Source organism: Kitasatospora sp. NPDC088742, assembly GCF_055584905.1.
In genome coordinates, this window is sequence record NZ_JBVJLD010000015.1 from 1 (window position 1) to 13218 (window position 13218).

The 13218-nt window shown below is 73.0% G+C and carries 6 protein-coding genes; 4 read left to right on the forward strand and 2 right to left on the reverse strand.

Features of this window, described 5'->3' with window-relative positions; translation table 11 throughout:
* From ACZ6ZR_RS14470 to ACZ6ZR_RS14485, 4 genes are all read left to right on the forward strand, one after another.
* Positions 1-4377: SDR family NAD(P)-dependent oxidoreductase (locus ACZ6ZR_RS14470; RefSeq protein ID WP_465642422.1), on the forward strand; the 4377-nt coding region annotated here is incomplete at its 5' end.
* A complete protein-coding gene (locus ACZ6ZR_RS14475; protein ID WP_465642423.1) occupies positions 4359-5144 on the forward strand; it encodes an SDR family NAD(P)-dependent oxidoreductase in 786 nt (261 codons plus the stop codon). The genes ACZ6ZR_RS14470 and ACZ6ZR_RS14475, both read left to right, overlap by 19 nt.
* 32 nt (positions 5145-5176) lie before the next feature.
* The gene (locus tag ACZ6ZR_RS14480) at positions 5177-5599 is read left to right on the forward strand and encodes an ester cyclase (RefSeq protein WP_465642424.1); all 423 of its coding nucleotides are present in this window, start codon (positions 5177-5179) and stop codon (positions 5597-5599) included.
* 71 nt (positions 5600-5670) lie between these two features.
* Positions 5671-6072: a nuclear transport factor 2 family protein gene (locus ACZ6ZR_RS14485; RefSeq protein ID WP_465642425.1), complete on the forward strand. Its 402-nt coding sequence runs from the start codon at positions 5671-5673 to the stop codon at positions 6070-6072.
* Here the strand turns inward: ACZ6ZR_RS14485 and ACZ6ZR_RS14490 are convergent, their stop codons facing one another.
* Positions 6073-6432 carry a hypothetical protein gene (locus tag ACZ6ZR_RS14490; protein WP_465642426.1) on the reverse strand — a complete coding sequence of 120 codons (360 nt, stop codon included), beginning with the start codon at positions 6430-6432 and terminating at the stop codon, positions 6073-6075.
* An 85-nt stretch (positions 6433-6517) separates the two neighbouring features.
* Positions 6518-13012: an RHS repeat-associated core domain-containing protein gene (locus ACZ6ZR_RS14495; protein ID WP_465642427.1), complete on the reverse strand. Its 6495-nt coding sequence runs from the start codon at positions 13010-13012 to the stop codon at positions 6518-6520.
* Positions 13013-13218 lie beyond the last annotated feature (206 nt).

The window sequence follows — 13218 nt, forward strand, 5'->3', positions numbered from 1 at the left end:
CCGGGTGTGGTGCGGGGGACGGCCGGGTCCGGTGGCCTGGCGTTCCTGTTCTCCGGGCAGGGGAGCCAGCGGGTGGGCATGGGGCGGGAGTTGTATGCCGCCTTCCCGGTCTACGCGGAGGCCTTCGATGCGGTGGCCGAGGCGTTGGGCCTGCCGGTGGCGGAGGTGATCGACAGTGGTGAGGGACTGGACGAGACGGGCTGGACGCAGCCGGCGCTGTTCGCGGTGGAGGTCGCGCTGTTCCGGCTCTACGAGTCCTGGGGTGTGCGGCCGGATCTGCTGGCCGGGCACTCGATCGGTGAGCTGGCCGCCGCCCATGTCGCCGGTGTGCTGTCGCTCGCGGACGCGGCCGCGCTCGTCGCGGCCCGGGCCCGTTTGATGCAGGAACTGCCGGGTGGCGGGGCCATGGTGGCGATCGAGGCGACCGAGGAGGAGGTCCGCGAGGCCCTCGTTGTTGGCGCCGAGGTCGCGGCCGTCAACGGCCCGCGCTCGGTCGTGGTCTCCGGCGATGCCGAGGCCGTGGCGGCGGTCCGGGAGGTCTTCGCCGACCGGCGGACCAAGCAGCTGAAGGTCAGTCACGCCTTCCACTCCGCCCACCTGGACGGCATGCTCGCTGACTTCGGGCGGGTCGCCACCGGCCTGACCTTCCACGCGCCGCAGATCCCGGTGGTCTCCAACCTCACCGGCCGGATCGCCACCGCCGCCGAGCTCACCGACCCGCACTACTGGGTCCGCCAGGTCCGCGAGGCGGTCCGCTTCGCCGACGTGGTGGCGGAGTTGGCCGCCGAGGGCGTCACCAGCTTCGTCGAGCTCGGTCCGGACGGCACGCTCACCGGCCTGGTCGGCGCCGCCCTCGACGCACCCGTCACGGCCGCCGCGCTGCGCCGCGACCGCGGTGAGGCCGAGACCGCCGTCACCGCCCTGGCCCGAATCCACGTCCAGGGCCACCGGGTGAACTGGACGGCCCTGCTCGGCCGTCCGGCCAACCCGGCCGGGCTCACCCTGCCCACCTACCCGTTCCAGCGCCGCCGCTACTGGCTGGAGCCCGTCCACCGGAACGCCGACGCCACCGGGCTCGGCCTCACCGAGGCCGCCCACCCGCTGCTCGGCGCCACCGTCCGACTCCCGGACGGGGAGGGCGTGGTGCTCACCGGCAGCCTCTCGCTGCGCACCCACCCTTGGCTGGCCGACCACGCCGTCCAGGGCACGGTGATCGTCCCCGGCACCGCGCTGCTGGAGCTCGCGGTCCGCGCCGGGGACGAACTGGGCGCCGGCACGCTGGACGAGCTGGTGGTGGAGGCCCCGCTGGTGCTGCCCGAGCACGGCGCCGTCCACGTCCAGGTCGCCGTCGGCGGCGTGGACGGGACGGGGGCCCGCGAGGTCACCGTGCACTCCCGCCCGGCCGGGACGGAGGAGTGGAGCCGGCACGCCTCCGGCCTGCTGCTGGCCGGCCCCGGAGCCCCGGGCGAGGCCCTGCGCGACTGGCCCCCGGCGGGCGCCACCGAACTCCCGACCGAGGAGGTCTACCCGGAGCTGGCCGCCGCCGGGCTCGCCTACGGACCGGCCTTCCGCGGCCTGCGGGCGGCCTGGCGGGACGGCGACACCTTCTGGGCCGAGGTGGCCCTGCCGGCGGAAGTCCGGGAGAGCGCCGGGGAGTTCGGCCTCCACCCGGCCCTGCTGGACGCCGCCGTGCACGTCACCGCCCACCACGGCCTGACCGACACCCCGCCCGGGACCAGCCGCCTGCCCTTCGCCTACACCGGCGTGCGGCTGCACGCCACCGGCGCGAGCGCCCTGCGGGTCCGCCTGCGCTACACCGAACCGGAGGCCATCTCGGTCGACGTCGCCGACGAGACCGGCGCCCCGGTCGCCTCCGTCGCCGCCCTGCGGGCCCGGCTGGTCTCCGCCGAGCAGCTCGCCCCGGCGGGCGGCGCCGACCGCGACGCGCTCTTCCGGCTGGAGTGGCCGGAGGTCCCGGCGGCCGAGCCGGCGGGCAGCAGCAGTTGGACCGAGCTGCGGGTCACCGGCCACGAGGGCGTGTTGGCCGAGGTGCTGACGGCCGTTCAGGACTGGCTCGCGGACGAGGCGAACGAGGCGACCGAGGGGGCGCGGCTGGCCGTGGTGACCAGCGGCGCCGTCCCGGTCTCCGGCGAAGCGCCCGACCCGGTGGTCGCGCCCGTCTGGGGCCTGCTGCGCTCCGCGCAGTCCGAGCACCCCGGCCGGATCGTCCTGGTGGACACCGACCACGACTCGGAGTACCTGATCCCGGCCGCCCTGGCCACCGAGGAGCCCCAACTCGCGCTGCGTGCGGGCCGGGTACACGTCCCCCGGCTGGTCCGCGCCACCGCCCCGGAGGTCGGCTCCGCCCGGTCCTGGGACCCGGACGGCACGGTGCTGATCACCGGCGGCACCGGCGTGCTGGGCGGGCTGCTGGCCCGTCACCTGGTCGCCGAGCGGGGCGTGCGGCACCTGCTGCTGCTCTCCCGCAGCGGCGCCGAGGCCTTCGGCGCGGCGGAACTCCGCGACGAGCTGGTCGAGTTGGGCGCGGAGGTCACCATCGCGGCCGTCGACGCGGCCGACCGCGAGGCGTTGGCCACCGCCATCGCCGCGATACCGAAGGCCCACCCGCTCACCGCCGTGGTGCACACCGCCGGCGTGGTGGACGACGGCCTCCTCGCCTCCCTCACCCCCGAGCGGCTGCGGACCGTCTGGGCCCCCAAGGCCGACGGCGCCCGCCACCTCCACGAACTGACCAGGGGTCACGACCTGGCCGCCTTCGTGCTCTACTCCTCCGTCGCCGCCGTCCTCGGCGGCCCGGGCCAGGCCGCCTACTCCGCCGCCAACACCTACCTGGACGCCCTGGCCGCCCACCGGCGCTCGATCGGCCTGCCGGCCCAGTCGCTGGCCTGGGGCCAGTGGGCCGAGGCCAGCGCCGTCACGGCGCACCTCACCGAGGCCGACCGCCGCCGGGCCGCCCGTGCGGGCCTGCGGGCGATCGGCACCGAGCAGGGCGCCCGGCTGTTCGAGGCGGCGGTCCGCACCGGTGACCCCTACCTGGTCGCGGCCCCGCTCGACCTGGCCGCCCTGCGTACCCAGCCCGTCCTGCCCGCCCTGCTCACCGCACTGGTCCCGGCCACCCGCCGGTCGGCCGCCCGCACCGCGGCCGCCACCGGCCCGGCCCTGCTGCCGAAGCTGCTCGCGCTCACCGGGGAGGAGCGCACCGCCGCCCTGCTGGAGCTGGTGCGCACCGAGGTGGCGGGGGTGCTCGGCACCGAGACCGCGGCCGTCGGCGAGGAGCGCCCGTTCAATGACCTCGGCCTCGACTCGCTGACCGCCGTCGAACTGCGCAACCGCCTCACCGCCGTGACCGGCCTGCGACTGGCCCCGACCCTCACCTTCGACCACCCGGATCCGGTGCAACTGGCTGCCCATCTGGCCGAGTTGGTGGACGATGCCCCCACCCCGGGCGCCGTCGCGGTCGCCACGGCGGGCGACGGCGAGGACCCGCGGCACCCGCTCTCCACCCTCTACCGGCGGCTCGCCGCCCAGGGCAGCTTCGCCGACGCCTCCGCGCTGATCGGCGTGGCCTCCTCGCTGCGCTCCCGCTTCACCCTCGCCGAACGGGCCGAACACGCGCTGGACCCGATCCAGTTGGCCTCGGGGGAGGGCGAGACGGCCGTCGTCGCCTTCCCCGCGCTGTCCGCCATCTCCGGCCCGCACGAGTACGCCCGGCTGGGCCACGCCTTCCAGGGCGAGCGCGACTTCTTCGTGCTCCCCTCACCCGGCTGGACCCCGACCGACCTGCTGCCCGACACCCTGGACACCTTCCTCACCCTGCACACCGAGGCGGTGCTCCGACTGGTCGGCCCCGACCGGCCGTTCGTGGTGCTCGGCCGCTCGATGGGCGGCTGCGTCGCGCACGCCGTCACCGAACGGCTGGAGGCGGCCGGGCGGCGGGTGGCCGGGCTCGGCCTGGTGGACTCGTACCCGATCGACAGCGCCGTTCGCGAGGGCATGGGCGAGTGGTGGCTGACCGCGATGCTCACCGGCATGGTCGACCGGATCCGGCAGTACGACATGGTCTGGAGCGACGCCAGCCTCACCGCGATGGGCGGCTACAACTCCGTCTTCGCCGGCTGGCAGCCAGGCCCGGTGCAGGCGCCGGTCCTGGCGCTGCGCGCCGACACCCCCCTGCGCGGCACCGTGGTCGACCCGACGGGCCGTCACGACTGGCGCGCCTACTGGCCGGTGCCGCACGAGGTGCGGGACATCACCGGTGACCACTTCACCGTGCTGGAACAGCACACCCCGACGACGGCGGACGCCGTCCGGCAGTGGATCGAGATGAAGGAGCGGGCATGGGCAGCAACCCGGTAGTACCGGTGGTCCTGGTGACCGGAGCGGCCTCCGGGATCGGCGAGGCGGCGGTGCGGCTCTACGCCGAACGCGGCCACCGGGTGGTCGCGGTGGACCTGGACAAGCACGGCCTGGACGCCTTCGCCGAGCTGGACGGGGTCGTCACCCTGGCCGGTGACGTGGCCGAGGAGGAGACCAACCGGCGGGCGGTGGAGCTGGCCGTCGAGCGGTTCGGCCGGCTGGACGCCGCGGTGCTCAACGCCGGTACGGGCGGCGGCGGTCCGCTGGAGTCGGCCGGCGCGGTGGAGCGCTTCGACCGGCTGTTCGCGGTGAACGTGCGCAGCGTGGTGCTCGGCATCCGCTCCGCCGTCCCCGCCCTGCGGGCCGCCGGTGGCGGCGCGATCGTCGCCACCTCCTCGGTCTCCGGCCTGCGCGGCGACCCCGGCACCTGGGCCTACAACGCCACCAAGGCCGCCGTCATCAACCTGGTCCGGGCCACCGCCATCGACTACGCGGCCGAGAACATCCGCATCAACGCCATCGCCCCCGGCGGCACCGTCACCGGCCTGACGGCGGCCCAGGTCGCCGACCCCGAGTTCTCCGCCTTCATCACCCGCCGCATCCCCGCCCAGCGCTGGGCCGAGGCCCGGGAGCAGGCCGAGGTGGTCTGGTTCCTGACCTCGCCCGCCGCCTCGTACGTCACCGGCGTCACGGTGCCGGTCGACGGCGGCCTGAGCGCCAACGGCGGCATCCTGCTGCCGCCTGCGGCCACCCGCCGAACCCCCTGATTTCCCTTCAACTCCCAAGGAGCGAACGAACAATGAGCACCCTCGAGGACAACAAGGCCGTCGTCCTGCGCTACTACCACGAGCTGGTCACCGGCCAGCGGCTCGACCTGGTCGAGGAGCTGATCGCCGAGGACGCCGTGGACGAGAGCCGGGTCGGCCCCGACGGCCCCGGCAGCCAGGAGGACTTCCGCGAGCACCTGCGCTGGCTCTGGAACAACGTCCAGGACGTCAAGGCCACCGTCGAGGACCTGGTCGCCGAGGGCGACCTGGTGATCGCCTACTGGCGCATCGAGGGCGTCCACGTCGGCCCGATCTTCGGAGTCCCGGCCACCGGCCGGCCGTTCGTCGGACACAGCGTCAGCCGCCTGACGGTGCGTGACGGCAAGGTGGTCCGCTACAGCGTCCTCCCCGACCGCCTCGGCATCATCCAGCAGCTGAGCCCCGTCGCCGTCTGACCTACCCACCCCGCCTCGGGCCCGGCCGGCACACCGCCCGGCCGGGCCCGTCCCTCCGTCAGGAGCCCACCGTGACCGACCGTCTGACCCTCGACGACGCCGAGCAGCTGCGCCAGCTGCTGGCCCGCTTCTCCCACGCCTTCGACAACGCCGACGCCGAGGCCCTCGCCACCGTCTTCGCCGAGGACGGGGTCATCGAACTGGCCCGCACCGGCGCGGTGTTCAAGGGCCTGGAGGCGATCCGGGCCTTCAGCCGCGACCTCGGCCCGGAGTCCCCGGACCACCAGACCCTCGACTCCGCCTTCGCCGTCGCCGACGACGGCACCGTCCGCGGCCGCAGCCGCTACCTGGTGCTGCTGGCCGACGGCAAGGTCCACAACGGCGAGTACCTCGACGTCTACGTCAACACCCCGGACGGCTGGCGCATCGCCAGCCGTCGTTCCGTCCCCCGCTACCCGCTGCCCCGCGGCTGATCATCGGGGATTGTGAAAGCCGGGGTTCGAGCGGAGGAATTCTCGGATTTCCGAGACGGTAGTCCTCCACTCGGAGATCTGGATTCCGTCTTCAGTGACCGTCTGTCGTGGTTCGACGGAGAGCCAGGGCTTCGCCGGATTGAAATCGACTTCGAGGTCATCCAGAAAAATGAGTGAATTCTGGACGAAGACCTGCTGGCCCCGCCGGTACAGGGGCCAGCAGGTGATGAAATTGGCCGACGTTGGTTCGGTGATCGACGTGACGAGGCACGAATCACATTCCTCCGTCGCGCAGAGCGTCTCAAGGGAGTGGATCCAGCTCTGAATATAGTCGCTCGTATTCCAGTAGGAGAGGTCCATCTGAAATGTCTCCGTGAATGAACCGACCGTTATCCTGCCCGTAGTCCCTTCGTCGTCCGGTTGGCGAGCGGCGATGGCGAAAGCGCTACTTCTTGACATAGTTCAAATCCGAGTCGTAGGTGCCGATTCGCTTGCCCTTCCGGTCGAACATCTTCCAGCCGTTCGCCACATTATGGGCATCGACATCAGGGGTGATGAAGGTCTTTCCGTCGGAGAATACCACCTGTCCATGTGAGTCGAACGGCGCCTTCTGGGCCGGGATTCGCTTGTTGTATCCCAGGGAAGCCGCGATGTCCTTCAAGTCCTCGGGGTAGAGCAGTTTGTTCTGGTCGCTGCGCTTGCCGACCTCGTCCGGGTGGTACGGATCTCCCTCGCGTGCGGGAGTGGACGTGTATCCCTCCGGGTCGCAGTTGTGGACCAGGACCGGGGCCTCACCCGCCAGCACGTAGTACGTGTGAACGAGCGTGACGGTGAGGTTGTACGTGGTGATGCGGAGGTCGTAGGTCTTCGTGGAGATGATCGTGACCACGGAACCGTCTGGCTGACGGAGGTGTTCACCGGGCCGGAGCTGTGAGGCTTCCGCCCAGACCTGCCTGTTCTCGCTCCAGTAGGCGTGGTGGTCAGTGGAGGTGAGCGTGGCCTGTCGGCCATCGTCCGCAGCGAGAACGAGGTCGGTGAGGGTCTTGTCGTCGTAGGTGGTGATGACGGCCGTCACCGGTTCGTCGCTGGTTTCACGGGTGACGGGATCGGTGGCCTTGACGGTGTCGCCGACGGCGATCTCGTTGATCGGCTTGCTGGTTCCGTCGGAGAGGAGCACGAGGGTGCCGGCCGGGAAGCTGCGCCGTACACATGAGGCGGCGTCAGTCGCCCTGCGTTCGGTCTTGGCCGCAGCTGCGGCTTCCTTGGCAGCCTTCGCCGCCTTCGCGGCGGGGATGGCATAGCTGATGACGTCGATCGTCGCCATGCCGCACTTCATGTTGAGGCCGGGGTCCTTGGCGCACTCGACGAGGTCCTTGAGGCCGCTCTGCTCGTAGGCGAACTTGGCGACAGTGCCGAGCGGGTCCCATGAGTTGGGACGGTTGTTGGGGTTGACGTAGTGGACGCCGCCTTTGCCGCCGCCGGTGCGCTGGGTGTGGAAGGCGTCGCGTGTGCGGGTGGTGCCGCCGGAGACGCAGTCGTAGCCGCCGATCTTGCTGCAACGGCCGCTCTTGACCGCCTTCTTGGCGGCGTCGACGTACTTGTTGCTGATGCCGTTGAGCTCGTCGTAGCGCATGCGCTGCTCGCTCTCCTGGGGGAGCTCGTCGCTCATTCCCCAGGCGCCGTTGCCGCCGTAGACGCAGATGATCGGGCCGCCGCAGTCCAGGGGGCGGAGGCCGTCGGGGTCGGTGAAGGTGGTGGGGTTGTTGTTGGCGTAGGCGTAGCCGTTGATCTGCTGGACGTCGGTGAGGTCGAGCAGCGGGTCGACGGTGAGGAAGCGGCCGAGCTGTGGGTCGTACTGGCGGGCGCCGAGGGTGGTGAGGCCGGTGAGGGTGTCGGTGGTGCCGCCGACGAAGCCTCGGGTGCCGGGCCAGGAAGCGGGCGTGGGGCCGCGGTCCTCGCCGAAGGGCTTGGCGTCGCGGCGGGTGACGGCGAGGGTGCGGGCGTCGACCGCGACGCTGTTGGTGCCGTGCGGGTCGGCGGCGAGGTAGGTGAGGGTGCCGTCGTCGGCGCGGGTGGCGGTGGGGGTGCCGGCGAGGCCGTAGGAGCGCAGGGCCGTGGTGGTGCCGGTCCTGGTGTCGAGGGTGACTTCGTCGCCTCCCGCGGTCAGGGTGACGGTGGAGGTGCCGGGGTTGCGGCGCAGGAGTTGGTTGCCGTCGGCGTCGTAGACGAAGGCGGTGGTGCCCGCCGTCTCGGTGGCGCTGATGGTGGAGATCCGGCCCTCGGGGGTCCAGGTGAGTGTCTGGGTGCCCGAAGTGCCGGTGCGGGTGAGGGTGTTGCCGCCCGTGTCGTAGGTGAAGGCGGCGCCCTGCCGGCCGGCGGCGGAGGTCGTGGTGGTGCCGGTCACCGCGTGCGGGCGGGGCTGGCCGGGGAGGGGGAAGGTCTCGTCGACCGTGACGTCCCCGGCCGGGTCGTGGTTGACCAGCCGGGTGCGGTTGCCGACCGCGTCGTAGCTGAAGGACTGCCAGTACGGGGCGGGGCCGCCGACGGTGGCGGCGCTCGGGGAGGTGGTGGCGCAGGTGCCGATGCCGGTGACCGAGGGGCTGGGGGCCGGGGCGAGGCCGTTGCGGTCGGTCCAGGCCTCCTTGAGGTGGCGGGCCCCGTCGTAGCCGAAGCACTGGGTGTCGGTGGTGCCGTCGCCGCGCGCGGTGCTGATGGTGGTGAGGTTGCCGGCCGGGTCGCGCAGGTACCTGGTGCGGTCGACGGGGACGGGGCTGTCCTCCTTGTCGAGCCGGGTCTCGGTGAGCTGGCCGGTGCCGTCCTCGTAGGTGTTGGTCTGGACGAACTGGCGCGGCATGTCGCCGAGGGTGGCGCGGGCGAGCAGGCCGGTGTGGGTGTACTCGACGGAGGTCAGGTAGTCGGCGAGGCCGCTGCCGAGTGAGGTCGGGAGGCCGTTGGCGTTGTAGGAGTAGTAGAGGGTCTCGGCCGGCAGCCCGCCGATCGCGGGCCGGTCGACGGAGTCCAGCAGCCCGGTGTTGGGGGTGTAGTGACTGGTCGTCAGGTAGCTGCCGGCCAGCGCGCCCTCGGCGGCGGGGATGACCAGCCGGGTGCCGGTGGGACGCCCCAGCGCGTCGTAGCCGGCGACGGCCGTGGTGTACGCGGGCCCCGAGGCGCCGGCGGTGTAGCTGGTGGAGGCGGTCGGCTTGCCCTTGCCGCCTGGCAGGGTGTCGTAGCTCCAGGCGGCCCGGAGCCTGGCCGGGTCCGTGGTGGAGGTGCCCTCGTAGCGGCCGGTGGGGCGGGAGAGGCCGTCGTAGGTGTAGGAGAGCGTGGCGCCCCGGCCGTCGGTGCTGGAGGTCATCCGGCCGGCCTGGTCGTAGGCGTACGTGGAGGTGCCCGAGTCGGGGTCGACGGTCTTGGTCTTGCGACCTTGGAGGTCGTATTCGTAGGTCCAGGTGTTGCCGCCCTGGTCGGTGACCGAGTCCATCGGACCGACGGTGCTGTAGTGGTAGCTGATCCGGTCCGCGTCGGCGGCGTTCCCGGTGGGCGTCGCGGTCCGGTACGTCCAGAGCGCGCTGGTGCCGCCCCGGAGGTCCTTCCAGGTGGTGGTGGGGGAGCCGCCCTTGGGCGGGGTGACGTCGGTGCGGTCGACGCCGGGGTAGGCGGTCCGGCTCTGCCACTGGGTCCGGCCCCTGGAGACGAAGGTGCTCGTCACCGGCCGCCCCTGGCCGTCGAATTCGAGGAGGCTCTGGGAGGGCACGGCGCCGGGGTCGGCGGTCACCCGGACCGGCCCGGGGCGGGTGCCGTCGTTGTAGTAGGGGGCGTTGGTCCTGACGGCCCGGCCCTGGGCGTCGTACTCGGTGTCGCTGACGATGCGTCCGACCGCCTCGTCGGGTGGGGTGCTCTGGGTCTGACGCGGCTTCAGGAAGCCGTCGTAGATGGCGTAGCTCTCGGCGTAGCTCTGGTCCTCGCGCAGGCTCCGGCTGGTGACCACGGCCGGGCCGGCGGTGCCGTTCAGGCTGTAGGCGAAGGTGGCCGTGGCGCTCTGGGTGCCCTTGGCGCGGCCCGGGGCCCAGGCCGCGGTGAGCCGGCCCAGGCCGTCGTAGGCGTAGCTGGTCCGTAGGCCGTTGACGTCGACCGACTCGGTGGTGAGCCCGCGCCCGGGGCTGACCAGGACGTACGGGGTCCAGCCCGCCGCGGTGGTGGTGTCGATCCGGGTCGGCAGCGCGCCGGTGGCGGGGGTGAACCTGGTGGAGACGGTCGCGCCCAGCACGGTGTCGGTGGTGGCGGTGCCGCGTCCGTACGCGTCGAAGGTGGTGGCGGAGACGGTCAGGTACTGCGGCTGGCCGGCCCCGTCGTAGCGGTCGAGCCGCTGCACGCCGGTGACGTCGCCGGGGCCGGTCGCGGTCCCGGGGGCGGTGGCGCCGTCGTAGAGGATGCGGTTGTCGGTGACCGTGGTGGCGGTGGTGGGGGTGGTGCCGCACGGGCCCGCGACGGTGAGGACGCGGCTCACCAGGTCAAGGACCGTCGGGTTGGCCGAGGTCGCGTACGCGGTAGTGGTGCAGCGGCGCTGCGAGGGGTCGGAGGTGTCGCCCTGGTCGTCGACCTGGGTGACCCGGCCGCCGCTCGCGCCGTCGTAGGTGGTGTCGGTGCGGCCGGTGCGCCAACTGCCGTCCGCTTTCAGCCCCCAGGTCCGCACCGTGCCGGTGGCGACGGTGCGGGCCTGGAGCGGGGCGAAGCCGGCCGCCCGGACGTGCGTGGCGGTGACCGGGCCGACCCACGGGTCGTTGACGGTGGCGCTGACCACGGTGCCGCCCTCGGCGGTGAACTGCTCGGTCTGGCGGGTGAATCCGGCGAGTTCGGGGGCGTCCTTGAGGGCGCCTCCTCGGGAGTCGACCGTGACGGTCCTGGTGCCGCCGGCCGCCGTGGCGTCGCCGTCCATGCCGCGCAGGAAGGTGGCGACGGTCTGGGTCCGGTCGCCACCCGGGTCGCCGACCCGGGTGGCGACCTGGCCGTAGCCGCGGAACTGGCTCCAAGTCCGCCTGTCCGCAGGGGTGTTCTCGCTGTCGTCGCGGTGCCACGCGGCGCCGCCGAGGTACTCGTAGCTGGTGGTCTTCACCGGTGAGCCGGTGGTCTGGTCGGCCTCGGTGACGGCGGTGACCACGTACTTGTGGAACCAGTCCAGTTGGGGCTTGGAGTAGCCGGCCGGGGTCCAGTACACCGGGTAGCAGCGGCGGGAGTTGGTGTCCTGCTGCGGAAGGTCGGTCTTGGTGCAGTCGGTCGGCGAGTAGCTGACGTTGATCGTGCCGCCGGACTCGTTGGTGACGGAGGAGAGCCGGTAGCGGGTCACGTCGGGCGCGGCGATGCCGGAGGCCCCGGCGACGCGGTTGGGCAGCTGCGCCGCGGTGAAGGTCACCGGGGGCATGGGGGTGGTCGTCCCGCCGTCCAGGCCGAGGTGCTGGATCGACTTGAGCCAGAGCAGCGGGCCGGTGCCGCCGCCGGGGTCGGAGAAGTCCTGGGTCAGCGCGTACCGGTCGACGTCCTGGTAGCCGCCGTCGACCAGGACCCTGGTGGTGATGGTGCTCAGCCGCCTGGTGGACCAGAAGGTCGGGGTGTAGGTGGTGCAGGCCCCGGTGGCCGGGCAGGCCTGGTCGACCGGGACGTCCGGCCACTTGGCGGCGTTGGCCGCGGTCATCTGGGCCGGCGCGCAGCTGAACGACTTGTCGGGGGTGCAGCGTTCGACGGTGTCGAAGACGATCTGCGCGGCGGGCTTGGCCCCGGCCGTGAGGTCGCCGGTCCGCCAGCCGTAGGAGACGGTGGCCGGTACGCCGCCGCGGGTGTACGCCCGGGTGGTGGTGGAGACGGCGGTGTCGCCCGAGGAGTAGTAGCCGGTCTCCGGCAGGTAGGTGTAGGTGGTCAGGTTCCCGTGCGGGTCGACGACGTAGTCGAGGTTCCACCGGTACGCGGCCAGGCACATGGAGGTGTTGAAGGTCGCGCCCCGGCACGGGTCGCCCGCCTTCGCGCCGTAGACCGGGGTGGTCCAGGCGGCGTTGCTGGCCGGGTCCTGTCCGTTCCCGCCAGGCAGGTGGTTGGCCCCGAAGTAGTACTGGTCGCCGTCGGTCGTGGTGATCCGCCAGTATTCGCCGCTCCAGGCGCCGTTGTTCGCGCCGGTGAGCAGCTCGACCTTGGAGCCGTCCTCGCCGGCCAGGCGCCAGGCGCCGGTGGTGTCGTCGCGGACCAGCTGGCCGGAGTGGCCGGGCAGCGCGACGGTGGCGTTCGGCTTGTCCCAGCACTGGTCGCCGGAGGTGGCGACGCCGGCCAGGCCGCAGGGCTGGTAGGAGCGTTCGATGAAACCGGGGTGGTAGTCCCAGCCGTCGCCGATCCAGGAGGACTGGCCGTTGGTGGCCGCGGTGCGGCCGTCCACCGCGTTGGAGCTGTAGGAGAGTTCGACCGCGGGAGCCCGTCCGCCGAGCGCGGCGGGGACGGTCACCGGCTGGGACCAGGAGAAGGCGCCGGACTGCCCGCCCGCGCTCCAGGAGCCCGAGGCGCCGAGCGAGGTGGCGGTGTAGGACCCGGACGGGCCGGACGGGCCGGCGGTCGCGGCCAGCACCGCCGGGCCACTGGAAGCACCGAGGGCAGGGGTGCCGGAGCCGCCTGAGCCCGGCAGTTCCAGGTCGGCGCTGATCCGGCCCGTCCCCGGGTCGTTGAGCGAGGGGAGGACGGTCTGGGTGCGGCACTGCGGCAGGTCGGGGGTGGTGAGCGCGCAGCCGGGCAGGGCCACGATCCGGACCCGGGAGGCCCAGTCCCCGGAGAACGCCGGGGCGATCCCGGTGTAGTCGATGCCGACCTTGACCCGGCCGCCGGCACCGGCGTCCCGCGACCGTACGGTCACGAGCAGGCCGTCGGCCCCCGCGCGCCGGGCGGCGTCCCGGTCCGCGACCGACACCCTGAGGCCGGTGGGCAGCGTGGCGGGACCCGGACCCGGACCCGGACCCGGACCCGGACCCAGGCCCGGTACCGCTGCGACGGACGGGCCGTCAGAGTGCCCGATCCACACCGGAGTTCTCGGGACCTGGACGGCATCCGTGGCCGCGCCCGGCGCCGCGGCGGCGGCCGGCCGCAGAGGCGCCAGGTCCAGGTCCGAGGCGGAGG

Excerpts from the sequence above, each read along its gene's own strand:
- ACZ6ZR_RS14490 (WP_465642426.1), bottom strand. The coding sequence starts at position 6,432 with ATGGACCTCTCCTACTGGAATACGAGCGACTATATTCAGAGCTGGATC.
- ACZ6ZR_RS14475 (WP_465642423.1), top strand. The coding sequence starts at position 4,359 with ATGGGCAGCAACCCGGTAGTACCGGTGGTCCTGGTGACCGGAGCGGCC.
- ACZ6ZR_RS14480 (WP_465642424.1), top strand. The coding sequence starts at position 5,177 with ATGAGCACCCTCGAGGACAACAAGGCCGTCGTCCTGCGCTACTACCAC.